Source organism: Methylohalobius crimeensis 10Ki (assembly GCF_000421465.1).
Classification (GTDB): domain Bacteria; phylum Pseudomonadota; class Gammaproteobacteria; order Methylococcales; family Methylothermaceae; genus Methylohalobius; species Methylohalobius crimeensis.
Genome location: NZ_ATXB01000002.1, coordinates 603,459 through 628,333 on the forward strand (window position 1 = coordinate 603,459; position 24,875 = coordinate 628,333).

Genomic DNA, 24,875 nt, shown 5'->3' on the forward strand with positions numbered 1-24,875 from the left:
AAATATCCAAACATCGTGAGGCCCTCCCTACAAGGGAGGGAGGGCCTGAGTATTTATCATGCAGGGAAACAATCAACCGTCCGGCGACGGCTCGGCCACCAGTTTCTCGATCGCGCGGCGCAGTTCATCCGCGTCCCCCGACCGGAAGCCCAAATGCCGATAGCGAACCTCGCCGGTGCGGTCGATTAGATAGGACGCGGGCATCCCCTGCACGCCGAAATCCTTGGCGCATTGCGCCTCCGCATCGGCGAGCACGGTGAACCGGGGCGGGAATCGTTCCAGGAAATTTTCGGCATCGGTCCGGTTCTCGTCCAGATTCACCCCGATGACGGCAAACCCCCGGTCCTGCAGATCGCTTTCCAGGTCGTTCAAGAATTTGAAGGCATGAGCGCACGAGGTGCACCAGGAAGCCCAAAAATCCACATACAACACCTTGCCTTGCTGGATCTCTCGCAACTGGCGGCTCTCCCCGCCGTCCAGGGAGGTCAGGGTACAGTCGGGCAAGGGGGCAGCCTGGGCGTAACCGCTCAAGCCGATCATCAAAAGCACAATCCACCGCATGTTACTGGGGGGTATCGATCTGTCTGATGGTGATGTCGGTGCCGGTATGAATATTGTTTTCCGACATGCAATGCCATTCCACCTCGAAGGATCGAGGCCCCAAACCGGTCTTGTCGACCAACATCGTATACGTGCCGCTCCCGCCGAACAGCTCCACCGGGGCGCTGAATTCGCCGTCGCCGGAAAACTCGTCGGTCACGCTGATCGCCTGGCGACCTTTGATAATTTGCATGTTCACCAAGAGTCCCGCCTCGGGCGGGGACTGATCCTTAACCCGGGCGAACAGCTTCGCCGTCGGAGGTAAATTATCGCTGGAAGAACAACTGATGTCCGCCATATCGGTGGCATGGGGGTTCGCGCCACCGGGATCGAGAACCGTCCCGCCTGTATGCGCCTGGGCGGTCGCCGCAAACAAAGCGACCACCCCCGTCAACCATCGGGCAATCGGTCTGCCCGGCCATATCGTTTTCATTCACTCACCTCTTCTTGGGACAAGGGGCGGGTGGAGCCCCGCTCCACCCGATGACCCGCTTACGGTTGCGGCCATATCCGTTGGCCGTTCATTTCAACCGGCATGTCGCGATCGAGCTGCGTCGCCGAGGGGAATATTCTCACATCGAAGCCGTTTCCGCAGCTTTCGGGAAGCGGGCTGTTCTCCAGATCGCGCTCAACCGTGAATGAGGCCGGATAGGACCAATCCGGCGCATCGAAGGAAGAGCCGGCATCGGGGGCGGTCCACAAATCCACGACTCCATCACCGAATCCCTCGACGGAGCTCAACTGACACACGTTGGCGATGGCGGGAACCAAGTTCACGCTGTTGGCGCAGGATTCGTCCTGAATATCCACCGAGGAAATGCGCAGCGGTAGCTTGCCCACCCAATTGGAAGCGGGCAACTCCCCGTCCGCGGCCCAAAAACCGACCGGGTTGCCCACCGTATCGCTGATGAGACCGGACTTCGCGAACACGTCATTGCTTTTGATCAAGCGGATGAATCCGCCTGCGGCGACAAAATCCGCGGCGGTTTGGCCGCTGGTTTCAAAAGTTTCGAACCCGTCGGTCGATGTTTGCACGATCGAATCGGTCTGATCGGGCATGACGAAGACGTTGCCGATCACCGGATTGCCGTCGCAGCCGTGGGGAATCACCACGGCGGTGTCGTAAGTGCCGTGGGCGGACGTGCTTTCCTGCACCACCGGATTGTCCAGCCGGGTATGCGCCAGCGCTCCCTGGATAAAAAAGGCCGAGGCCGCCAGCACAACACCGATTTTAACGGCTCTGTAATTTTGGGTTGTCATAGTTGATTCCTCCGGGAAATGAAAAGTGTGTGATATGCCGCACCTCGATTCCGAGGCGGGCCGGGCGCTTGCTTCTTATCCTTGATTATTATGAGCAAGGCAGCACAAGCTCTAAGTAGAGCTTGCAAACCAAATGCCAATCAAAAATAACAATGATTTACATTAAAAGCCGGTCAAAAAAGTGCGGCATTTCACACACTAGTGCGGCATTTCACACAGTTGGATTTCCGGCAAGGGAGGATTAAGTTCCGTTGACGTCACAGCGAGGGTCGACGGGCATCTTTCGGGACCAATCGCAGACCTTCGGGCCCGGCAGGATGCACTGAGGAAGGTGAAAGCAGGAAAACCGGCCCGGAATCGGGCCGGTATCGAGGAATGCTGGCCGAATGGTTCAGCCGTTTGCGGTCTTTCCGATCCGATCCACCGCGTTTTCCAGATTTTCCATGCTGGTGGCGATGGACAGACGGACATGACCCGGGGCGCCGAAGGCGGTTCCGGGGACCAGGGCGACGCCGGCCTTTTCGATCAGGTACTCGGAAAGCGCCAAGTCGTCCTCGAGACCCAAGCGTTCGATCATTCCGGCGACCTTGGGAAACAGGTAGAACGCGCCCTCCGCCGGCAGGCAATCGATCCCGGGAATTTGGTTGAGGGCCCCGACCACGAAATCGTGGCGCTGCTTGAAGGCCTCGACCATCCTTCCGATACAGCTTTGATCCCCTTCCAGCGCGGCGACGGCGGCGGCCTGGGAGATGGAAGCGGGATTGGAGGTGCTCTGGGACTGGATCTTCTTCATCGCCCCGATGACTTCCTTGGGACCCGCCGCGTAACCGATCCGCCAACCGGTCATGGAGTAGGCCTTGGAAATGCCATTGAGAACGAAGGTACGATCGGACAGATCCGGACAGGCGTTGAGGATATTGCAGAAACTCCCCTCCTCCCAAACGATGTGTTCGTACATGTCGTCGGTGGCGATGGCCACTCGGGGATGCTTGAGCAATACTTCCCCCAGCGCGGCGAATTCTTCCTTCGTGTAGAGCTTGCCGGTGGGGTTGGAGGGGCTGTTGATGACGAACAGTTTGGTGCGGGCCGTGATCGCCGCCTCCAGTTGCTCGGGCGTGATCTTGAATGCCTGCGCTTGGCCCGCCTCGATGAAGACAGGGGTGGCTCCGGCCAGAAGCGCCATGTCGGGATAGGACACCCAGTAAGGCGCGGGGATGATCACTTCGTCGCCTTCGTCCAGCATGGCCTGGGCCAGATTATAGAAGCTCTGCTTGCCCCCGCAGGAAACCAGGATTTGATCGGTCTGGTATTCCAAGCCGTTGTCGCGGCGGAACTTGTCGGCCACCGCCTGTTTCAAAGAAGGAATCCCGTCCACCGGCGTGTATTTGGTCATCCCGGCACGGATGGCCTCGATGGCGGCCTGCTTGATATGCTCGGGGGTATCGAAATCCGGCTCCCCGGCGCCCAGGCCGATCACGTCGTGGCCCTCGGCGCGCATCGCCGCGGCGCGGGCGGTGATCGCCAGGGTGGGAGAAGGTTTGATGCGATTGACGCGTTGGGAAAGTGATATGGTCATGGAAACTGCCTGCTGTTTAATAGATAGAAATCACGAGATAATTTTACGGACCGGTGCCCGGGCAGACGACATACTTCGCGAAAAACTTAACGCAGAGTCAGTATCCCTATGAAACATGATCGAAATAGAGAATTTTCACGCGCTTCAGCGCGCCCGCAGGATGGCGTCCAGGGAGGTACGCCATGAACTCCACGGAAATCGGCTCGCGCCGTTCTCTCTACCGAAAATCCTTGGATACCGCTACCCAGGACACCAGCCATGACACCCCGAACATGATAACCGAAGGCCAAGGCCCGCTGAATCCTTCCGCGGCGAAAAAGTTCAAGATCCACAGTCCCTATCGGCCCGCCGGCGACCAGCCCGAGGCCATCCGCCGCCTGGTGGAAGGGTTGAATCACGGCGAACTCCATCAAACCCTGCTCGGGGTCACCGGCAGCGGCAAGACCTTCACCATGGCGCACATCGTCGAGCAAATGCAGCGTCCCGCTCTGGTGCTGGCGCCCAACAAAACCCTCGCCGCCCAACTCTACGGGGAGATGAAAACCTTTTTCCCGGAAAATTCGGTGGAATACTTCGTATCCTATTACGATTACTATCAACCGGAGGCCTATTTGCCCGCCTCCGATACCTATATCGAAAAGGACGCTTCCCTCAACGAGCACATCGAACAGATGCGCCTGTCGGCCACCAAGGCGCTGCTGGAGCGGCGCGACACCGTGATCGTGGCCACCGTCTCCTCGATTTACGGCTTGGGCGAGCCGGCCTCCTATTTCCAGATGGTGCTGCATCTGGTGCGCGGCGACCTGCTCGATCAGCGCCAGATAGTGCGGCGGCTGGTGGAGCTGCAGTATATGCGCAACGACACGGAACTCAGGCGCGGTACCTTCCGGGTGCGCGGCGACGTGATCGACATCTTCCCGGCCGAATCGGAAAAGGAAGCCCTCCGGGTGGAACTGTTCGACGACGAGATCGAACGCTTGAGCCTGTTCGATCCCCTCACCGGCGAAGTCTTCTGTCCGGTGGCGCGCTACACGGTCTATCCCAAGACCCACTACGTCACCCCCCGCGAGACGCTGCTCAAAGCGGTGGACGCGATCCGCGAGGAACTGCGCCTGCATCTCAAGATATTGCGCGAGGAAAACAAGCTGGTGGAGGCCCAACGCCTGGAACAACGGACCCGCTTCGATCTGGAAATGATTCTGGAGGTGGGCTACTGCTCCGGCATCGAGAACTACTCCCGCCACCTGTCCGGGCGCGGCCCCGGCGAACCGCCGCCGACCCTGTTCGATTACCTGCCGGACGACGGCATCGTGTTCGTCGACGAAAGCCACGTCACCCTCCCCCAACTGCGGGCCATGTACCGGGGCGACCGGTCGCGCAAGGAGACCCTGGTGAACTACGGCTTCCGCCTGCCCTCGGCCCTCGACAACCGCCCCCTGACTTTCGAGGAATTCGACGCGCGCGCGCCGCAGCGGATTTACGTTTCCGCCACCCCCGCCGCCTACGAGCGCGAGCACTCCGGCGCGGTGGTGGAACAGGTGGTCCGCCCCACCGGCCTGGTGGACCCGGAAGTGGAGGTCCGCCCCGTCCTCACCCAGGTGGACGACCTGTTGTCGGAAATCAGCCTGCGCGCGGCCAAAGACGAACGGGTGCTGGTCACCACCCTGACCAAGCGGATGGCCGAGGATTTGACCGATTATCTGATGGAACACGGGGTCCGGGTCCGTTACCTGCACTCGGACATCGACACCGTGGAGCGGGTGGAAATCATCCAGGATCTCCGGCGCGGCGAATTCGACGTACTGGTGGGCATCAACCTGCTGCGCGAAGGACTCGACATGCCGGAGGTCTCGCTGGTGGCGATCCTCGACGCCGACAAGGAAGGCTTCCTGCGCTCCACCGTCTCCCTCATCCAGACCATCGGCCGCGCCGCGCGCAATGTGCAAGGGAAAGCGATCCTGTACGCCGACACCCTGACTAAATCCATCCGCCAGGCCATCGATGAGACCGAGCGCCGCCGAGCCAAGCAGATCGAGCACAACCGGCACCACGGCATCACACCCAAAAGCACTACCCGCTCTATGACCGATATTCTGGAGTTGCCGGTCCCGGGACGCGGTCCGCAAAAGCCCAAAGCCAAGGTGGCCGAGAAAAAAGCCGCATACGCCGCCGAACTCAAGTCTCCGGTGGAGGCGGCGAAACACATCAAACGGCTGGAGGAAGAAATGTACCGGCACGCGCGCGAGCTGGAATTCGAGCAGGCGGCCAAGCTCCGCGACGAGATCGCCGCGCTGAGAGAACGCTTTACTCTGTCGGGCTAAGTAACACCCCAAATAACTTGTCAAATTTCCCCCGGGCGGGCATCCTAACTCCCGCCTGTTTACTTTGCCTATACTGATACCCATGGACAAACACATCCGCTGGCATCAAGCGACCGTCTCTCGACAAGACCGGGAACAGATCAACGGCCACCGAAGCTTTATCCTATGGTTTACCGGCCTTTCAGGCGCCGGCAAATCCACCCTCGCCCATCGGGTGGAGGAACTGCTTTATCTACGCAGTTGCCGCACCTACGTTTTCGACGGCGACAATGTCCGTCACGGACTATGCTCGGACCTGGGTTTCAGCCCCGAGGAGCGCCATGAGAACATCCGCCGCATCGGCGAAATGAGCAAATTGTTCATCGACGCCGGAGTAATCGCCCTGACCGCCTTCATCTCTCCCTTCCGGCGGGATCGGGAAATGGTCCGATCGCTGGTGGATGAGGGGGATTTCATCGAGATTTACTGCGCCGCCCCACTGAAAGTATGCGAACAACGGGATGTGAAGGGTTTGTATGAAAAGGCCCGGCGGGGGGAAATCAAAAACTTCACCGGGATTTCCTCACCCTACGAGCCGCCTGAAAATCCCGAAATCATGGTCGAAAGCGGCTCGGATTCCTTGGACACATGCGCCCGCAAAATCCTAGACTATCTGGAACGGCACGACAAAATCGCATTGGTGCCGGAGTCCGAACAACGCTGGGAGAGAATCTATGAAAATTAAAAAAGCCGTATTTCCCGTGGCGGGCTTGGGGACCCGCTTCCTGCCGGCGACCAAGGCCAGCCCCAAGGAAATGCTGCCGGTGGTGGACAAACCCTTGATCCAATATGCGGTGGAGGAAGCCGCCGCCGCCGGCATCGAGTTGATGGTTTTCGTCACCGGCCGCAACAAAACCGCCATCAGCAACCATTTCGACAAAGCCTACGAACTGGAAACCGAACTGGAGCACCGCGGCAAAATCGACAAATTGGAACTGGTGCGCAACATTCCGCCGGCGGGGGTCAATTGCGTCTATATCCGCCAGGCCGAGGCGCTCGGATTGGGCCATGCGGTGCTTTGCGCAAAGCCGATTATCGGCAACGAGCCCTTCGCGGTCCTGCTCGCCGACGACTTGATCGAGAACAACGGCCGGGGGTGCATGGAGGAAATGGTGGAAATCTACGAATCCCACGGCCGCTCGGTGCTGGCGGTAGAGGAAATCCCGCTTGATGCCAGTGAAAGCTACGGCGTCGTGGCCGCTTCCGAGGTGGTCGACAACGTGACCCGGGTGGAAGGTATCGTGGAAAAACCCAAACCCGAGGAAGCCCCCTCCAATCTGGGCGTGGTGGGCCGGTACATTTTGACGCCGCGGATCTTCGACCTGTTGGAGACCGTGGGTCGCGGTGCCGGCGGAGAAATCCAGCTCACCGACGCCATCGCCCAACTGCTCGAACACGAACTGGTCTACGCCCACCGCTTCAGCGGCAAACGTTACGACTGCGGCGCGAAACTGGGCTACTTGGAGGCCACCGTCGATCACGCCCTGCAGCATCCGGAACTGGCCGAAGATTTTCGGGCTTATCTCAAAAGTTTGAATCTGTAGGGGCGTTTCGCGAACCGCCTCTACCGGAGGCAACATTCAACGCCAGATCAGGGAAAAATCGAAATCGATCCGGCAGTCGCTTTTCAAATCAAACGGGTAGCGGTCGGACTGCTTCCCTCAAGGACCGACAGTGTTCATACCTCGATCAGCGAACCATGCACCCAGCCCTCGTGACCGCCGGAGGAAACCAGGAACCAACGCGCATGCTCGTCGCCGTTGCGATACCAGCCGCTGCGCAGCACCTCCACCGCCGCCCCCTTGGGAAGGACTTGGATGACGTTATCGTGATAGGAGGGCCAACGGCGCTGATTGGTATTGGCCAGCATGATTCCGTCGTTGCCGTCGTCGCTTTCTCTTCCGGTCAATTTCGCCTGCAGATGAAAAAGCGGAAATAGCGGGTTGGTATCTACTTTACGCCCCGGACTCACTTTCCAATGGGGCCACAGCCAACGCAAATCGTACTTGGCGAACAAGCAGGCGCAGACCGCCTCCACTGCGGCCAACTGAGCGCTGCTGTAATCCATCCAGCCACCGAAGTCGTGTTTCGGAGTGCTTTTCTCGATGATGGTATATTCCCGATCGTCGTATACCTCACCGAACCAGGCCCGATAGCGACCGTTGCCCAACGGCTCCAGCCGCCCCGGATTGACGATTTCGATGCCAATGGCGAAATTGTTGACCCCATCCCGCCCATTGAGTGTGGAACGGCCGGCGTGCCACGTCTTTGCGTTGAAAGGCGCCATTTGCACCACGCCACCGTCGTGGTCAATCACCAAATGCGCCGATGCCTTGGCGGCGGGATTGAGAAACCACCTCACCGACGACTCCCCGTCCAGGCGGCCGGCGGTGTCATGCACTACGATGCCTTCCGGTTTGAGCGTAAAGCGTCGGGTGCGGTTCGGGGTCAGACGATAATCCACCTGACGATCGGCCTGGAAAAGGCGGTGATTGCGGACGGAAAAAACCATCATTCTCCCCTGACGAATGTATTTGTTCCAAGAAACCTTGGACATGCTACAACAAATCTCAACCGCCCTTATCGAGAAAAGGATAAATGATTGTTCTTATCCACCCTCAACCTCACCTTCTCCCGCCAGCGGGAGAAGGAACGAAAACTTTTGCTACCCTCTTGGTTCCCCCTTCTGTCGCCGGCAAGAGCCTCGCAAAAGCATGGATCCCTTCTCCCCTCAGGGGAGAAGGCTAGGATGAGGGGGAATCAATCCATTAGAAATCATAGGTGACAGTCGCGTATAGGTTGCGGCCGGGGTTGGGTACCCGCGTTCCCACGGGCAGATCGCGTGTGTCGCGGACCCGATTGAGACCGTTGACACGCTCCAATCGGAGGTTTGTCGTTCGTTGTTGTACACTGATGGCGGTGGCATTCTGGCTGGCCTGAGCAAAAAGCGCTTCCATGTCCCCTGCCTGCTGGTGCCATTTCCGCTCCATCTCGGCCAAACGCGCTTCGTTGGCTTCGAATTGCGCGCGCAGCTGGTCGGCCCTGGTCTGTTCCCGGCTCAACTGAGCGCTGATCTCGGCCAATAATTGGCGTTGCCGGTTGCGTTCGCGCAGGAACCGCTCCAAACGTTCCTGTTGATGCTTGCGCTCAAGCAGACCTTCCTCGCGGATGGTTTTGACCAACTGTTCCAAGCTCACCACCTCGGCCGCCCGGGATAGTTGCGTGTTGCCAATAAATAGCCACAACAGCATCAAAAGGCTGATTACAAACTTAATCCGACCTGAGATGAAGCGGGGTTCGGCGGCCTGCCTTCCGGGACGCCGTGAACCCATCCCCGGGGGCTCGATCGCGACCGTCCGGGAATGACTCAAGTAGAATCCCTTCTCCCGCCAGCGGGAGAAGGTTAGGAAGAGGCTGGATCTAATTGAAATAAAAGGCATTTTGATTTAAACCACCCTCACCCCATCCCTCTCCCGCCAGCGGGAGAGCAACCGTGTTTAAAGTCAAGTGTTTTGTGGCTGCCAAGGGGTATTATTTTTCAACATGGCATTCATGATGGTGAGCAACTTCCTCATGCAGGCGACGATGACGACCTTGGGCGGTTTGCCAGCGTTTTTGAGGCGTTCTGCAAAGGCGCGGATGACCGCATTACAGCGTATCGCCGAGATCGTGGCCATGTATAGCACGGCGCGAACCTCGGAGCGACCGCCCCAGATGAAGCGCTTGCCGCGATACTGGCCACTGTCGTTGGCCATCGGCGCCACGCCGACCAGCGCGGCAATCTCGCGCCGGTTGAGGGTGCCCAACTCCGGGCATTTTGCCAGCAACGTGACAATGGTCACTGAACCGACGCCGGGAATGCTCTTGAGCAGATCGTCCTTGGCCCGCCAGGCGTCCGACTCGCGCAACCGCCGGGTCAGGTCCCGGTCGTTCTGGTCAATCTGCTTGTCCAGCCAGGCGATATGCTTTTTCAGACTGGTTTGCAGCGGTTTCGTCGTGGCTCCCTTCAATCGGAGGACCTCTTGAACCCGGATGCCGATCAACTGCCGCCGCCGATCCACCAGATCGTCCAACGCGCGGGTGTCCGCATCCTTGAGCGGGCGCGCCTGGGGACGGATGGCCCGGGCAAACGCCGCCAGCACTCCGGCATCCACCCGATCGGTCTTGGCCAGCCGGCCACTGGCCTTGGCAAAGTCGCGCACCTGGCGCGGATTGACCACCGCCACCGGCAATCCCTTGCCCGCCAAGGCAGATGCAATCTGGGTTTCCAAACCACCGGTGGCCTCGATGACGATCAAGGTCGGCCCGATCTCTTGCAATTGCAAAACCAGCTGATCGATCCCCTTGGCATCGTAGGCCACCTGCCATACCTGACCTTGAGGCTCGACCGCCCCATCCAGCGTCGCTTTCGACACGTCAATACCAACAAACTGTTCTGCATTCATTTCGTTCATGATTCCCAACCTTGCAAAAATACGGGCTTATCTGCCCAAGCAACCGTCCGGGTTATCCATGAAAACCGGTGCGACGCTCATCGCTCTCCCACGGGCTTGGTGTCCCAAGGGAGTTTCGAACTGCCGCACCGGGCCAGACATAAACCTACTCAAACAACCACTGTCCAGCAACACAAAACATACAAGGGAGATGATGGCATTCGCGATTACCCTGACCCCCACACGAGCTTTGAAACCGACTCTATGAGGCGAACGTTCTTCCCCCGCCTGTTTCCACCCGCCACTCATGGCGCCTCCGGTGCAGGTACCGGCAAGGTCACCAGATTCGGCGGCGCCTGCTTGGCGGCGATCCGCATGGCATGGTCCAAGGAACGTAGATAATCTCGATCCAGTACCCGCCAACTGCGCGTGGCTTCCTCCCACACGCCGGCTTCGAGACCATCCAGGGTCAGATAATAGAGCCCCACCCGCCCGAAGCGCAGAAAACGCACCGTGCGCGTTTTGCCATTGTCGGCCAAGGGTCCCTCGTAGGTTTCGATGTTGTGGCCGTATTGGGCTTCTATTCGGAAAGCCTCCATCAGGCGGCGGTATTTTTCCGGCAACGCCACGTCGGCGCGGTTCATCAGCTCACGCAATGACCGCACCCGTTCCAGCCGTTCCTGGGGCAGAAAGGGCGTATCCACTTCGACGACTTTCTCCAGCGCCGCGAGCATCTCTAAGAGAAAGGGGAACAGCTTCTGCTTGAGCGTTTCCAGTTCCTCGAGCTGCGCCTCTCTGCGCGAGAGTTCCGTGGCCTGATCGGCCAACAGCTTATCCAATTGATCGTTATAACGGGTCAGTTCATCCAATTCGGCCAAGTTGGCGCGGTATTCCTCGACCATTCTTCGGGTTTCATCGTCGAGGGAATCGATTTTGGTTTGCACCCCGGCGGCCTGTTTTTGAGTGTTCACCTGTTGCTGGATGGCTCGATCCACTTGGGCTGAGTCGGCGGGTGTCGGCCAGGCCGGAAAAATCAGTGTCAAAATCAAAACAATGGGGGTTGCGGGTGGCTTGGGCGTGGGTTCACGGCGTCCTCCGACCCAATCACCCGCAACCCTTCTCCCAACTGACCGATACGTGATCATTTGCGCTGCAACCGTAACGAATTGGCCACCACCGAGACCGAACTCAACGCCATGGCTCCGGAAGCGATCATCGGGCTGAGTCTGCCCATGGCCGCCACCGGTATCGCCACGGTGTTATAACCGAATGCCCAGAACAGGTTCTGGCGGATGACTTTGAGAGTGAAGGCGGAAATCTCGATGGCATCGGCCACTTTTTCGATGTCGCCTTGAACGAGGGTGATATCGGACGCGTCGATGGCGATGTCGGTGCCGCTGCCGACGGCAAAGCTCACGTCCGCCGCCGCCAAGGCGGGAGCGTCGTTGATACCGTCGCCGATCATGCCGACATTTTCTCCTTGACGCTGCAATTGGCGGATCTCCGCCAGCTTATCGTCGGGCTTGGCGCCGGCGATGACCTCTCCGATCCCCACCTGACGGGCGATGAAGCGGGCGGTGGTTGCCACGTCTCCGGTGACCATCATGGTTTTCACCCCCATTCGATGGAGGCGATCGATCGCCGCCTTGGCATTCGGACGCGGTTGGTCGGCGATGCCGATCAAGGCCGCCGGCCGGCGATCCAAAGCCACGTAAACCGGTGTTTTACCTACCTCGCTGAGCTTTTCCACCCGATTTTCCAGCCCCGCCAAGAGCACCTCATGGCGGTTCATCCACGCTTGATTGCCGATCATAATCTCGCGATTTTCGACCCGAGCCCGAACCCCTTCTCCCGGAACCGCCTCGAAATCCATCGCCGCCGGTATTCGAACCCCTTCCTGTTCGGCCTTTTCCACGATGGCGCGGGCCAGGAAATGTTCCGAATTGATCTCCGCCGCCGCGGTCCAAGCCAGTAAGGCGGTTCGTTCCCAATCGGAGAGATTGATGAAATCGGTCACTTCCGGCCGGCCCTCGGTGATGGTGCCGGTCTTGTCGAAAACGATGGCGGAGAGATGGGCGGCCAACTCCAGACTTTCGCCGTTTTTGATATAGATGCCGCGGCGGGCGGCTTGGCCGGTGCCGACCATGATCGCCGCCGGGGTCGCAAGCCCCAGGGCGCAGGGACAGGCGATGAGCAGAACCGCGATGGTGTTGCCGAGGGCGGGAGCAAACCGAGCGCTCTTGAGCAGCCATCCACCGAAGGTCAAACCGGCGATTCCCATCACCGAAGGGACGAACACCGACGAGATGCGATCCACCGTCTTCTGAATCGGCAGTTTCGAAGCTTGCGCCTGATCCACCAAATGGACGATCCCGGCCAGGACCGTATCCGGCCCCACCGCCGTCACCTTGAATCGAAACGCGCCCGGCCCGTTGATGCAGCCGCCGATCACTTTATCACCGGCATTTTTCACCACCGGCATGGATTCGCCGGTGAGCATGGACTCGTCCACCGTGGTGGCGCCCTCGAGCACGATCCCGTCGGTGGGAATGCGCTCACCGGGACGCACCAAGAGCAGATCGTCGAGACGCACCTCCTCGATGGGGATGACTTTCTCCTTGCCGTTTTCGAGGCGGGTGGCGGTCTGGGGCTGGAGATCGATGAGCTTGTAGACCGCTTCGTGAGCCTGGCCTTTGGCCTTTTCTTCCAGATAGCGGCCCAACAACACGAAGGTGATGATTCCCGCGGCGGCCTCGAAATATAACCCCCCGGATCGACTCAAGAGCAAGGCGGGCACGCTGTAACCGTAAGCCGCCCCGGTACCCAAGGCCACCAGGCTGTCCATATTGGCCGATTTCCGCTTGGCCAACGCCCAGGCTTTTTGGAAAAACGACCGGCCGCTGATGAAAACCACCGGCGTGGTGAGGAGAAACTGAATCCAGTGCCAAATCCGCCGCTTGGGCATGGCCATGGCGATGAGGATCGCCGGAGTGCTGAGCACTGCCGCCCATACGAAGCGGCGCCGGGATTCCTTGATCCGCCGATGCTCCCTTTCCATCAGCAGCTTGCGCTGGGTGAGGTTGTCCAACGGAAGGGCCCGGTAACCCAGTTTTCGCACTTGCCGGTAGACTTCCTCCTTGGTCAGGACGCCGACGACTTGCGCCGTCTCGGCGGCGAAGTTGACGTTGACCTCGCGGATGCGCGGATCGCGCCGAAGGAGCATTTCGATCAACAGGGCGCAGGAGGCGCAGGTCATCCCTTCCACGGCGAATTGTGCCTCCACCGTCGGGGCATCCGGATCGACTTCTTCGATGCCTTGGAACATGCCGGTCTTCGCGGCGGCGAGATTTTCCAGCAGCGCGTCGCAAATCTTGACAAGCGCGGCCAAGGGCAGCGCCTGGGGATCGAACCAGACGGTCACCGAACCGATGGCGGGCACCGCTTTGACCTGTTTGATGCCATCGCGCTTGGCAAGCAGAATTTCGAACAGATAGGTTTTTTCCGGATCGTTTTTCAGTGCAGGCACCACGATCCGGATCCTGCGGCGCAACCGGTGGACGATTGAAAAATGCTCGGGAGTCATTATTTAGGCAGGCGGGAACGAACCAGCAAATAGGTCAGATAAAACACTGCCGCCCACTCGTAGCGGTGCTTGATGGGATTGGGCAGCCATTGGGTGACGATCCGGTGCCAGTGCATCTTGATGAGATAGAGCACCAGGACATCGTTGGCGAATTCGAAGGCGAATTCCTTGGGATCGTGGAGAAACTTCGGACCGCCCTGCCACCCCCGTCGGGCCAAGATACCGAAGGCGGTGAAGGTCTCCCGTACTGCCTCGACCTTCTCCCGGAACCAGCGGACGAGAGGGGTCTGCTTGATCCGCACCAAGGGGGAAGGACGCGGTACCGGAGGACGGGGTTTAAGTTGTCCCTGCTGTTCCAAACGGGTAACGATCGCATGGAAGCGGCGGGTGAACCGAGGGTAGGCGCAGAATGCTTCCTGGTAGCGAACCGACAGCTTGTTGCCGCGCCGAACCACCCGGTAGACGCCGTCCAACGCCCGCAGTTCCGCGATCAAGAGCGCGGCGGCCTCCGGCCGGCACAATTCCGGCGGAAGCTGAAAGCGCACATGCCCCGGCGCCCGGTAGCGAAGAATAATCCGACGGGTAATAATCAAGGTTTATTTTTTTCCTCCAGGCCCCTTTTCGCCGCCTTCTTCCTGGCTTTCAGCCACGATGTCTTCCAGGGATTCCCTTTGCTGAAGGACGAAATCCCTGCTTTTTTCTCCCGCTTGCAGGGTGGTGGCGATGATCTCCTTGCGATAGCGGTACACCACCACACCGGCGGCAACGCCGAGGCCGAACATTAGCCAGGGATGACGGTACAATCTGCTCATTAACGATCCTCCTTTGGTGACACCGGCCGTAACGGCGGCGCCTTTGGCAGCGGTTTTCATGGAATGGGTGGCGCCATGCATCATGGGGGACGGCCCCATCATTTCTCCCATCATGGGTCCGTGGGGACCAGGCCCCCGCATCGCGCCACCCGCCGCGTGGGCGGCAGCCTCCACCATTTTCTTTTTGTCGCCGTGTACATGGGCCATGGTTATACTCCTAACGGTTTTCTTCAGGAACCGGCATCGGGAGCCTGTGAAGAGGATTCTTCCGGCTCCTCGACGATTTCGTTCTCATGTAGCATACGATAAATTCCCAAGCAACCCTCACAACAAAACTGCTTGACTCCATTCTTGGTTTGAAGGCGGAAATCGGGGATTTCCACCGGCAAGCCGCAAAGGTCGCAACTGCGCTTGTCTTCACTCATTGATATCCAATACTTGTCGATGAATGGCTCGCCGATTTTAGCACTTCATTATCGAGCAATAAAAAAAGGGGCACCCTCCTTGGCGCCCTATCCGATATGATCCGGAATCGATCAATGACAGCTGAAGCCGCCTACATCGCCGCATTCCTCGCCCTTGCCGTTGCTAACCGCCCGACTCGAGGCGCGCATGAGCGCCATCCGCATGGCGCCGGTCAAGGCCGCCCCCATGCCCAGCCGACTCGCCATGGCCGGCACCAGAATCAAGGCCGCCACGGTCAGGCCGGTACTTAACAACAATGCGCCACCGTCGTATTGAGAAGACTGGACCAATGCTTTTTCGCTCATAATAAACACCTCGTAACCAGATTGCCGATTGATATTTAGCATAATTTGTGCCAATTTATTAAAACTCTGAAAAACAACAAATTTCATATCGTTTTAAGCCACTCATCGGTCAAAACTGCGGCATATCACACAGAGGTGTGTGATATGCCGCAGTTATTCATTTCCAGTCACGACCGATCACCACCCAAGGCTTTGCATATTTTTTGCTAGAAATAATGGTTTGACACTTGTGGGAGACAACACCTTGAAGCCAGCCTCGCCTCATCCCGTCAAACGCTGGACGGGGATTTTGTTCGGTGCCCTCGGCATTTTGCTGATCGTCTATATGGATGCCCGCCTGGGCGGTCATTCCCCCCATGAACACGGCTTGATGGATGGAATGAGCCATGCCCTGGCCTTGGCGACCGGCTTCATGACCAGTTTTCACTGCGTCGGGATGTGCGGAGCGCTGATACTCACTTACACCACCCAGGACAGCGCCCGGGGTCGCCCTTCCTATCTTTCCCACTTTTGGTACGCCAGCGGCAAAACCCTCTCTTACACGCTGATCGGTGCGGCATTTGGCGCACTCGGTTCGGTGGTGGCCTTCACGCCCTGGCTGCGGGGGATTATCGCCTTGATCGCCGGCGTGTTTTTGATCCTGTTCGGGCTGAGCATGCTCAACATCTTTCCCTGGCTGCGCCGGATCCAGCTGCGTACGCCGGGATTCGTGATGCGCTTCCTCGGCCGCCAATACAAAAAACACAGCCATCCGCTCATCATCGGCCTTCTCAATGGATTGATGATTGTCTGCGGCCCCTTGCAGGCCATGTATATCATGGCGGCCGGTACCGGCGACCCCCTGAAAGGCGCGCAACTGTTGTTCTTTTTCGGGATCGGCACCTTGCCGATGATGATCGGTTTCGGGGTTTTCGCAAGCACGATCGCCAAAAGCGTGGGCCCCAAGCTGGTGAAGTTCTCCAGCGTGGTGGTGGTGGCGCTGGGCGCTTTGATGCTCAACCGGGGGTTGGCCTTGGCGGATACCCATTACGATCTACGCAGCGTGATCTCCCGCATCGAATTCACCGGGGAAAAGCCCCTGATTTCCCGCATCGAATCCATATGGGAAAAGCCCCTGCCCACAGTCAACATGCAGGTGACGGCGCGGGGTTTCGAACCCGATCATTTCGTCTTGCTACGCGGACAAGCGGTGCGCTGGGAAATCGAAGTGGCTGAAGACGGATTTTGCCGGAGCCGCCTGGAAATTCCTTCTTTCGAGGTCGCCCTGGATTTGAAGCCCGGCCACCAGGCGGTGGAATTTTCCCCACCCCGGTCCGGTCTGATTCTCTGGCGATGTACCGAACCGGAGCGTTACGGGACATTTACCGTGCAATGAATCTCCGGTTCCCGCAAGCCGTAAAAACCCTCTAAAATAGGCTTATGGCGCGAATCTGGCCATTCCGGATCTCCCCATCGCATTCCGGCCGCCAAGGAACGGGCAATCAATCCACTCGATAATGAAGGACAGGGGGCGCCGGGCTGGTATGATACGCCACGGCTTTATAATTTAAGATTAACCCGAGAAAACAAGGAGCCATCATGCAAATACCCTTGCAAGTCACTTTCCGGGGTTTGCCCCAATCCGATGCCATGGAAGCCAAGATCCAGGAAAAAGCACAGAAGCTGGAACGCTATTACGACAAGATCACCAGTTGCCGAGTGGTGGTGGAGCGCGCCCATCACAACCACAACAAAGGCGATCTCTATCACGTCCGCATCGATCTGACGGTGCCGGGCAAGGAAATCGCCATCAGCCGCGAGCATCACGACAATCACGCCTACGAAGACGCCTACGTGGCAATCCGCGACGCATTTCAAGCAGCCTCCCGGCGACTGGAAGATTACGCCCGCATCCAGCGCGGCGACGTCAAAAAACACAACAACTCCGCCCTCGGCTGAGTCGTTTATCCAACCATCCCTACCGCACCGTCAGTATCCCGAAAGTTACTGACGGTGCCCATTCAATCCCCCTCCCGATTGAGATCGCAGCAGTGGGTTGCGGGTGGCGCCTCGGGAAGGAGCACCGCGCCGCGGATCGGATTGGGCCGGTAAGTGGTACAACCTTTTAAACCCAATTCCCAGGCGCGGCGATAGACGTCCTGGAAATCTTCGAAAGCACACTTCTCCGGCACCTGGATGGTCTTGGAAATAGCGCAGTCCACGTATTTTTGGAGGATCGCCTGCATCTGCAGATGGGCTTCCGGCGCCAATTCGGTGGCGGTCACGAACGCCTCGGAAAAGGACCGATTCGGATGCCGCTGACGCCACAAGCGGACGGCCGCGTCCTCTACGTTGACCAGGCTGCGGCTGCCGTCGGGCATTTGCAGGCGGCGCTGATAGCGCCACGCGAACACCGGTTCCAGACCACTGGAAACGTTGCCCCCCAACAAGCTGATGGAACCGGTGGGAGCGATCGCCAGCAAGTGGCTGTTGCGGATGCCCGAAGCGGTGATCGCCTTTGTCACCTCGGCCGGCAGGGTGGCGACGAATTCCCCGGCCAAAAAAGCATCCTCCTGGAATTGGGGAAAACTGCCTTTTTCCCGCGCCAACTCGGTTGAGGCAAGATAAGCGGTATGGCAAATGGTCGCCATCAACTTGCCGGCGAGCGCCCGCGCCGATTCGCTTGCGTAGTGCAGGCCCAGCATGATCAAGGCATCGGCCAGCCCGGTGATTCCCAATCCGATTCTCCGCGTCGCGTGAGCTTGACGGCGCTGTTCCTTCAACGGGAAACGGGAAAGATCGATGACGTTGTCGAGAAATCGGACCGCCACGGGCACCACGGATGCGATGGCGTCCAGATCGAGACGCGCCCGGCGGGTGAAAGGCTCGCGCACGAATTGGACTAGATTGACCGATCCCAGATTGCAATCGCCGTAAGGCGGCAGGGGAAGTTCCGAACAGGGATTGGTGGTGTAGATATGTTCGCAATAATACAGATTGTTGGTGCGGTTGATCCGATCGATGAACAGTACCCCCGGTTCGGCCATATCGTAAGTGGCGCGCATCAACCGGCACCAAAGTTCCCGCGCCCGAACCACCTTCAACACCCGACACGGCACCGGCCGATCGAAACCGGGCCATTTCCGTTCCACGCTGCCTTCTCCGATTTCGTCGGCCAAGCTGACCTCGGGAAATACCAACTTCCAGTCGGCGTCGTCTGCCACCGCCTTCAGAAAAGCGTCGCTCACCAAAACCGATAGATTGAAATTGCGCAGGGCCCGGGGGTCGCGCTTGGCGTCGATGAACTCCTCGATGTCGGGATGATCGCAGCGCAGGGTGGCCATCATCGCGCCGCGGCGGCTGCCGGTGGAAAGCAAGGTGGCGCAGGTCACATCCCAGATGCGCATGAACGACACCGGTCCGGAGGCGATCCCTCCCACGGTGCGCGCCAGGGTGCCGCGCGGACGCAGGGTGGAAAAGTCATAGCCGATGCCGCCGCCCTGCTGCATGGTCAAGGCGCCTTCCTTGAGCGCACGGAAAATGCCGTCGAGGGAATCCTCGATCAATCCCATGGCGAAACAATTGAACAAGGTGACCCGTTTGGAAGTGCCGGCACCGGCCAGAATCCGACCGCCGGGGAGAAACTTGAAGCCCTCCAGAAGCGCGTAAAAGCGGTCACGCCAACCCTCGGCATCCGATTCCACGCTCGCCACCGCCGAGGTCACCCGCCGCCAGGTATCTTCGATGCCGCCCTCGCCTTCGATCCGGTATTTGTTCAACCACACCAGGCGGGAGATTTCCAGTTCGAAGTCCGCCGCCATGACAGACCTCCATAAAACGCCCACTGAGCTATTGTTCCACGGAACGCGTCCCCAATTAAAGAAGCGTCGCCAGAATTGCGGGGACACAATACGTATCTTCCAAAATGTATCCGTATAATCGGCGAAAAAAATCCGCCGTCTGCACATGTCCCAGGCGGCGGAGAACGGGAGGGTGGTTAGATGCCTGTTCACTCAGGCGGGGGAGTCCGTCCTTTGGCCCTCTTGCGCCATGGCCAGATCACGGCGACGTTCGGGCATCAGGATCTTCTTATTAAATTTTCAGCAAGGCACGCAAATCGATCAAAGCGGAAGTCGTATGGGAAACATAGGTGGCAATGGTCAAGGAATAGTTGGCAAAAACCCCCAGGCCGTTTCCGTTCAAAACGACCGGGCTCAACACGGGATCTTGAATCGATTCCAGTTCGCGGATGATCTGCTTAACCTCCTCATCCGCCTCCTTCAACCGGATTATCGTGCCGAAGTCCCGTTGGATCGCCCGCATGATATGCAACAGCGCCCAACAATAGCCGCGGGCTTCGTAGAGATGATTGTCCACCTCGAACCAGGAAACTTCTTCCAAAGGCACGGAAGCCCCGGATTCCTCGGGGACAGCGACGGCCGGTTCCTCGTGGTGGGAACCGGCGGCGGCGGTAAGAAGCTGAGCGTAGGCACCCAGGCGCTTGGATAGGATGTCGATGTATTGGGACAGATTATCGGCACGGGGATAGAACGGGCCCCGCTGCTCTTGGAGACGCCCCAGATAGCGGCGGAATGCCTCGATCCCTTTTTGGTATTCCATTTCGGTCGGGGGGAGGATCCAGGAAGTGGTTTCGAAGTAGTAATAGGGTTCCCCGACGCCCAAATCGGGATCTTCGGCGGATTGGGACTGGGCCCGGGAGAAATGATTACGCAAGGCGGTGGCCAGATCCCGGGAAGCCACCACCACCCCGTATTCCCAACTGGGCATATTGTCGAGGAATACGCTCGGCGGGGTGACGTCATTGGCCAGGTAGCCGCCCGGCTTGGTCAATAAATATTCCATGTTATGAATCAATACCGCCGTGGTCCGGGCGCCGGTCCCAAGCTCCTTGGGATTGCTGAGACCGGTTTCATTCAACGCCGCTTCGGTGACATCGTACATGTCCGGGTAAAAACACTGATAGGTCCAATACCAACCCACCGCGATCATGATAAACGCCACGCCACCGGCAATTCCGGCGAGGATCCAAATCCAGCGTTTTTGCAATCCTCCTTCTGCGGTTCCCATGAACAACGGAGCTCTAGATACTATCGACATTTGCGACCGCCCCCTGCAAAGTTTGGAATACTTCAGTAATCCTCGGACATGGTAAATGAAACCGCATACGGACCGAAAACCGCCCCTCCCACCACCCTCGAACCGGAAGGTCCGGTTTTACATATAGGCGTCACCGTAAGAGGTCGGGCGATAAAAATCGTCCCAAACATAAGCCGGTTCGACCACGCTTTCGGTCGGCAGCGGGCTGGTAATGATGTCGAAGACACCGCTGGCGGTTCGACCCAGGGTATCCACGGTTCCCATGATCAAGCCACCCGTCGTACCGACGACGGCGTTGGTTTTCCCGCTCGCGTCCACGATATTTTTCGGGACCTCCACAAGACCGGTAAACAGATTGGCCACGCCGCGATTGAACTTGTCGCCCACCCCTGACACATAACCATCGGCATGTCCGACCGGTGCATAGGTCGCAATGGCGAGCAACGCAGTCAAGCAAAGCGGTTTGAATTTCTGCATGATCAAGTCCTCCAGAAGCTCATTCTTTTTTGTTTCGAGTCGAAACCAATAATAGAGCGCTGGCGCTTCCCGGTCAACCAAAAATGAGGGTTATTCTCAAATAAACCATTTACTTCCCGTAAACAAAAGTCACCCGGCTTTCCCGATGACCATCCGTTGCGACGAATCAATGGCCAGGCACTGTTTATCCAAGTATCAGATATCGATGCCGCAAAAAGCTCCGCCGTCCCGGGGGACGGCGGAGAAACGAGGGCGGTTAGATGCCCTTTTGCTCGGGTGTCAGTTCCTTAAGCCAGCGCTCGACCTCGGGAGCCAATTTGCCGCTACCGGACAAATCGAGCGTGTCCTTGAGCCATCCGTGGAATACCAGCGGCAACGGCAGCACGCCCTGGCCCCCGTAACCGTTATAAGCGGTGATCTGGGAATCGCTGGGGTCGGCAAGCGGAATCCTTCCGGCCACCTCCAGGGTATCCATGTCCACCACGGTCAATACGTTGGAGAACTTGCTCGCCACGTAGGCATAGTAACCGCCCCCCTTCTTGAACCCGAACTCCACCCCGTGGGCGCCGGGATCGCAGGGCAACTGCTTGACCACCTGATTGGTCTCGGTGTCGACGATGGAGATGCTCGCACTCAACGTGTTGGCGGTCACCACGTATTTACCGTCCGGACTCACCGGGGTTTGGATCGGCAGCAAACCGTAGGCAGGCCCCGAGACTTCGCCGGAAATCGGATCGTAGTCGGCGGCGAGATCGATGTCCTTGACCTTTTTCTTAGTTCTAAGGTCGATCACGCTCATGGTGCTCAACTGTGGCGGCGTCCCCAGCAGATTGGCGGCATAGGCGTAATCTCCCTGCGGCCGGATGCCGATCGCGATGGGAATCACCCCGCCGGTGGGAATCTCGGTCACTTTTTCGCTGTTCAGATCCGTCACCGATACGCTCGAGGCGAGGGCGTTGGGCGTCACCATGGTGCTGCCGTCGTCGCTGATCCAATGCCCGTGGGGACCGGTATGGGGACCGGTGTCGATCGCGCCGAGAAGATTGTGATTGGCGCCGGGAGACAGCTTGGCAACCCGCGCCTCGCCGTTGATGGCCACGTACAAGTCATCGGTGCCCGGGCGGGTGATGACGTGGGAAGGCGATTGACCCACCGTGACCACGCCGTAGACATCCCCCTTCTCGCGATCGAAGGTGGTCAAGCGCTTATCGAACCACTCGGTCTGATAGATGTACTTGTACGTCTTGTCGGTCCACATATTGTGGGGGTGGTTCATATTGGTCTCGACCCCCTTGACCTTCTTTTCGATCTCCCAGGTGGCGGTATTGAGCTGGGTGGCGGAACCGAACTTGGTCTTGCCGTTGATGGCTTCGAACTGGGTGTTGACCCAGACCTCCCCCACGCCGGGAGTACTCGGCTTGGAGACCTCGTTGGGAACGGAAACGCTCAAGGCATTCAGGGAGATTTCCGTTCCACCCAGATTCAAGGGCAGGTCGGGCAAATTGACCTCCCAGGTGGACTTGCTGTAATCGCGCCACAGATCGGGAGTGGTCACAACGAAGAAGGTCCGGAGGAGCTTCTTGGCGATATCGCTGGTGGTGGGCACTTTGGCGCCGGTGACCAATTGGATCTCGCTGCCGATGTCCAGTCCGTCGGTCGCCGGATCGTCCACGATCACCGCTCCGAACATATAGGGATGCACTTTACAGGTGAACACATACAGCCCGGGACGGTCGAACTGGACCGTGACGCTGGCCGAAGAAGCCTTCTCCTGATCCACCGGGAAATCCTTCGCCCCCGGCTGCCACAGCAGGCTGGTGATGGTGTGTTCGCTGTTGGTTTCGGTCATCTTGATCAACACCGCCTCCCGCGGCTTAACCACCACCACCGCATCCCCGTCGACGGGGTCCTTGAACCAGGTTCCGGGCTCGTCGGTCATCTCCAAAGTGGCCGAAGGCATCACCCCGGCCACGCTGATGATCGCCCCTTCGGCCGAGGGCTTCGGCGCGGCGCTCTCGGCGCCTCCGCTCTTCAACCGAACCGCCGAAGCGTTGGTCGCCAGGCTGACGCCGGCGGCAATGGCCAATAATTTGAATAACGGTTTCATAGCACTCCTCCTCTTTTATGGAATGACTCGGAATTTACCCATCATGCCGCTTTGCATGTGCTGGACCACGTGACAGTGGTAGTGCCAGTCCCCCGGACCGACGCCCTCGCCCGCCTTGACGACGAAAGCTTGGCGACTGATGGGGCCGATGTTGACGGTATCCACCACGTGCGTGGTGCCGGGTTCGATCCAACGGTGTCCGTGCAGATGGAAAGTGTGAAAGGCGGTCCCCATGCCGATGACATGGAAGCGCACCAACTCTCCCTCCCGGGCACCGACGGTGGGATTGGTCCAGAGGGGAACCTGCTTGTCGACGATGTGGTTCACTTCCTGTCCCCAGAAAGTGGTCTCGTGCATCCAAAGAATGAATTCACGCTTGATATCCCCGACGTTCACTTGGGTCACCTTACCGTCGATCATGGCGGGCACCCGGCCGCTTTTGGGGTTGACGATGAGGGTGCCGTACAGCCCTTTGTCCTCCGCTCCCACTTTGGGATCCCCGAAGGCGTGGTCGTGATAAGGCCAGGTCCCGGCGGTGCCGGGGGCGGCGATCCACTTGTAGGTATAGGGCTTACCCGGAAAGGCGGCTTGATCGCCCTCGCCGTTGAGGGCGGCGGTGGTGCCGTCGCTGTCGATTTTGTAATGGACCCCGTGGACATGGAGGCTCACCGGCAAGTCCGAATCGGCGATCCCATGTTTCAAGGTCACTTCGGCCACGTCGCCTTCCTGGATGACGATGGCCGGTCCCGGAATGGTGGGCCCGGAGGGGTAACGTCCGGTGACATCCTTCACCTTCCCGTCGGCATCGATGCGATGCTCGAGCATCCGGTAAGCCAACTGGCCGGAAGGCATCCGCACCGCCTCCAGGGTAATCCGGTGATTGGCCGCGTAAAGCGGCGAAGCGAGGCCCAGGCTTAAGGCCAGAGCCATGAACAAGGAGAAATATAAGCGCATAACCTGCTCCCGATGGATGATATTGATGGTGTCGGGAAACCAGTAAACGTGACTTTAAACGCTTTGTCAATTTTTATGTTTAAAAAATCATATTTCGCTTAAAAGGGAAAGCTTGTACACTTCATAAAACTCAACGATTCTGGAGAAAACACAATGCTCACTGGCTTTGGCAAACGCCAGCAACAACTCCTCGAGCTGCTGCTGGAAAACAAGGCGGGAATGACGATGGAAAACTTGGCGCGCGCCCTGGACGTGTCGAAAAGCGCGGTCCACCAGCACTTGACCGCCTTGGAACGGGACGGCTACGTCGCGCACAAGGCCTTCATGAAGACCGGCGGGCGTCCCAGCCAAGTCTATGCCCTCACCGACCGAGGGATGCACCTTTTCCCCAAGCAATACGCCTGGTTCTCCGAACTGCTTCTGCGTCAGTTGATTGAACAATTGGGCAGCGCGGAGATGGAGAAACTGCTCTACCGGCTGGGACAGGAAACCGCCGCCGTCTTGCGCGAACGCCTTCGCGGAAAAAGTCGCGCGGAACGGATTCGGGAAGCGGTTCAGATCATGCAGGAGTTCGGTTACCAGGCCCAGGTCGTGGAGTCGGAAGCGGGATTGCCGGAGATCAGCGCGAAAAACTGCGTCTATCACGACCTGGCCGAAACCCATCCCGAAGTCTGCGCGCTCGATATGGGCTTGCTGGACGGTTTGCTGGAAGAAACCGTGGTGCAGCGGGAATGCATGGTGCGGGACGGAATGGCCTGTCGGTTTTGTCTGGCGGCACGGCAAGTCTCCGAGAAAGCCAAGACCACCCCCTCAGTTTATAAACATAAAACTTGACAAACAAACTGC

Annotated in this window: 24 protein-coding genes; 6 read left to right on the plus strand and 18 right to left on the minus strand. The window is 58.7% G+C overall.

Features of this window, described 5'->3' with window-relative positions:
* Window positions 1–72 precede the first annotated feature (72 nt).
* The 4 genes from H035_RS0116625 to H035_RS0116640 all read right to left on the minus strand — a co-directional run bounded on the left by H035_RS0116625 (window position 73) and on the right by H035_RS0116640 (window position 3,436).
* Entirely contained in the window at window positions 73–561 is a 489-nt protein-coding gene (locus tag H035_RS0116625; RefSeq protein ID WP_022950089.1) for a TlpA family protein disulfide reductase, read from the minus strand.
* A 1-nt stretch (window position 562) separates the two neighbouring features.
* Window positions 563–1,033 (minus strand): hypothetical protein, encoded by a 471-nt coding sequence (locus H035_RS0116630; RefSeq protein WP_022950090.1) that lies wholly within the window; start codon window positions 1,031–1,033, stop codon window positions 563–565.
* 59 nt (window positions 1,034–1,092) lie between these two features.
* Window positions 1,093–1,860, minus strand: a complete 768-nt coding sequence (locus H035_RS20410) for a hypothetical protein (RefSeq protein ID WP_022950091.1) — start codon at window positions 1,858–1,860, stop codon at window positions 1,093–1,095.
* Window positions 1,861–2,251: 391 nt separating this feature from the next.
* Entirely contained in the window at window positions 2,252–3,436 is a 1,185-nt protein-coding gene (locus tag H035_RS0116640; RefSeq protein WP_022950092.1) for a pyridoxal phosphate-dependent aminotransferase, read from the minus strand.
* A gap of 272 nt (window positions 3,437–3,708) precedes the next feature.
* On the opposite strand from H035_RS0116640, the gene uvrB reads away from it, so the two are divergent.
* From uvrB to galU, 3 genes are all read left to right on the plus strand, one after another.
* Window positions 3,709–5,757, plus strand: a complete 2,049-nt coding sequence (gene uvrB, locus H035_RS0116645; RefSeq protein WP_051149900.1) for an excinuclease ABC subunit UvrB — start codon at window positions 3,709–3,711, stop codon at window positions 5,755–5,757.
* Window positions 5,758–5,839: 82 nt separating this feature from the next.
* The gene (cysC, locus tag H035_RS0116650) at window positions 5,840–6,481 is read left to right on the plus strand and encodes an adenylyl-sulfate kinase (RefSeq protein ID WP_022950094.1); all 642 of its coding nucleotides are present in this window, start codon (window positions 5,840–5,842) and stop codon (window positions 6,479–6,481) included.
* Complete coding sequence (gene galU / locus H035_RS0116655) at window positions 6,471–7,340, plus strand: UTP--glucose-1-phosphate uridylyltransferase GalU (protein WP_022950095.1); 870 nt, start codon at window positions 6,471–6,473, stop codon at window positions 7,338–7,340. The genes cysC and galU overlap by 11 nt, the downstream gene beginning before the upstream one ends.
* Window positions 7,341–7,474: 134 nt before the next feature.
* Here galU and H035_RS20415 read toward each other — a convergent pair whose 3' ends face one another.
* The 9 genes from H035_RS20415 to H035_RS20420 form a co-directional block, all read right to left on the minus strand.
* The gene (locus H035_RS20415) at window positions 7,475–8,311 is read right to left on the minus strand and encodes an N-acetylmuramoyl-L-alanine amidase (protein WP_235044667.1); all 837 of its coding nucleotides are present in this window, start codon (window positions 8,309–8,311) and stop codon (window positions 7,475–7,477) included.
* Between the two features lie 253 nt (window positions 8,312–8,564).
* Complete coding sequence (locus H035_RS0116665) at window positions 8,565–9,167, minus strand: hypothetical protein (protein WP_022950097.1); 603 nt, start codon at window positions 9,165–9,167, stop codon at window positions 8,565–8,567.
* A gap of 132 nt (window positions 9,168–9,299) precedes the next feature.
* Entirely contained in the window at window positions 9,300–10,241 is a 942-nt protein-coding gene (locus H035_RS0116670; RefSeq protein WP_026596750.1) for an IS110 family RNA-guided transposase, read from the minus strand.
* Between the two features lie 293 nt (window positions 10,242–10,534).
* Window positions 10,535–11,272 carry a DUF3450 domain-containing protein gene (locus H035_RS0116680; RefSeq protein ID WP_161624042.1) on the minus strand — a complete coding sequence of 246 codons (738 nt, stop codon included), beginning with the start codon at window positions 11,270–11,272 and terminating at the stop codon, window positions 10,535–10,537.
* Window positions 11,273–11,370: 98 nt separating this feature from the next.
* Complete coding sequence (locus tag H035_RS0116685; RefSeq protein WP_407635343.1) at window positions 11,371–13,755, minus strand: heavy metal translocating P-type ATPase; 2,385 nt, start codon at window positions 13,753–13,755, stop codon at window positions 11,371–11,373.
* 56 nt (window positions 13,756–13,811) lie between these two features.
* Window positions 13,812–14,405, minus strand: a complete 594-nt coding sequence (locus H035_RS0116690) for a hypothetical protein (protein WP_022950100.1) — start codon at window positions 14,403–14,405, stop codon at window positions 13,812–13,814.
* Window positions 14,406–14,408: 3 nt separating this feature from the next.
* Window positions 14,409–14,831 (minus strand): hypothetical protein, encoded by a 423-nt coding sequence (locus H035_RS0116695; RefSeq protein WP_022950101.1) that lies wholly within the window; start codon window positions 14,829–14,831, stop codon window positions 14,409–14,411.
* Between the two features lie 23 nt (window positions 14,832–14,854).
* On the minus strand, window positions 14,855–15,049 hold the full coding sequence (locus tag H035_RS0116700) for a heavy metal translocating P-type ATPase metal-binding domain-containing protein (RefSeq protein ID WP_022950102.1): 195 nt from the start codon (window positions 15,047–15,049) through the stop codon (window positions 14,855–14,857).
* A 111-nt stretch (window positions 15,050–15,160) separates the two neighbouring features.
* The gene (locus tag H035_RS20420; RefSeq protein WP_022950103.1) at window positions 15,161–15,394 is read right to left on the minus strand and encodes a hypothetical protein; all 234 of its coding nucleotides are present in this window, start codon (window positions 15,392–15,394) and stop codon (window positions 15,161–15,163) included.
* Between the two features lie 244 nt (window positions 15,395–15,638).
* On the opposite strand from H035_RS20420, the gene H035_RS20425 reads away from it, so the two are divergent.
* A complete protein-coding gene (locus H035_RS20425; RefSeq protein WP_022950104.1) occupies window positions 15,639–16,769 on the plus strand; it encodes an urease accessory protein UreH domain-containing protein in 1,131 nt (376 codons plus the stop codon).
* Window positions 16,770–16,972: 203 nt separating this feature from the next.
* Window positions 16,973–17,332: an HPF/RaiA family ribosome-associated protein gene (locus H035_RS0116715; protein ID WP_022950105.1), complete on the plus strand. Its 360-nt coding sequence runs from the start codon at window positions 16,973–16,975 to the stop codon at window positions 17,330–17,332.
* A gap of 62 nt (window positions 17,333–17,394) precedes the next feature.
* Here the strand turns inward: H035_RS0116715 and H035_RS0116720 are convergent, their stop codons facing one another.
* The 5 genes from H035_RS0116720 to H035_RS0116740 all read right to left on the minus strand — a co-directional run bounded on the left by H035_RS0116720 (window position 17,395) and on the right by H035_RS0116740 (window position 24,029).
* Window positions 17,395–19,194, minus strand: coding sequence for an adenosylcobalamin-dependent ribonucleoside-diphosphate reductase (locus tag H035_RS0116720; RefSeq protein WP_022950106.1), 1,800 nt, complete (start codon window positions 19,192–19,194; stop codon window positions 17,395–17,397).
* Window positions 19,195–19,465: 271 nt separating this feature from the next.
* Complete coding sequence (locus tag H035_RS0116725; RefSeq protein WP_022950107.1) at window positions 19,466–20,461, minus strand: DUF2333 family protein; 996 nt, start codon at window positions 20,459–20,461, stop codon at window positions 19,466–19,468.
* 147 nt (window positions 20,462–20,608) lie between these two features.
* Window positions 20,609–20,968, minus strand: a complete 360-nt coding sequence (locus tag H035_RS0116730) for an exosortase system-associated protein, TIGR04073 family (protein ID WP_026596755.1) — start codon at window positions 20,966–20,968, stop codon at window positions 20,609–20,611.
* A gap of 256 nt (window positions 20,969–21,224) precedes the next feature.
* On the minus strand, window positions 21,225–23,075 hold the full coding sequence (locus H035_RS0116735; protein ID WP_084685004.1) for a hypothetical protein: 1,851 nt from the start codon (window positions 23,073–23,075) through the stop codon (window positions 21,225–21,227).
* A 15-nt stretch (window positions 23,076–23,090) separates the two neighbouring features.
* Window positions 23,091–24,029, minus strand: a complete 939-nt coding sequence (locus H035_RS0116740) for a multicopper oxidase domain-containing protein (RefSeq protein ID WP_235044668.1) — start codon at window positions 24,027–24,029, stop codon at window positions 23,091–23,093.
* A 153-nt stretch (window positions 24,030–24,182) separates the two neighbouring features.
* Between H035_RS0116740 and H035_RS20430 the strand changes: the two genes are divergently transcribed.
* Window positions 24,183–24,863 (plus strand): helix-turn-helix transcriptional regulator, encoded by a 681-nt coding sequence (locus tag H035_RS20430; RefSeq protein WP_022950109.1) that lies wholly within the window; start codon window positions 24,183–24,185, stop codon window positions 24,861–24,863.
* Window positions 24,864–24,875 lie beyond the last annotated feature (12 nt).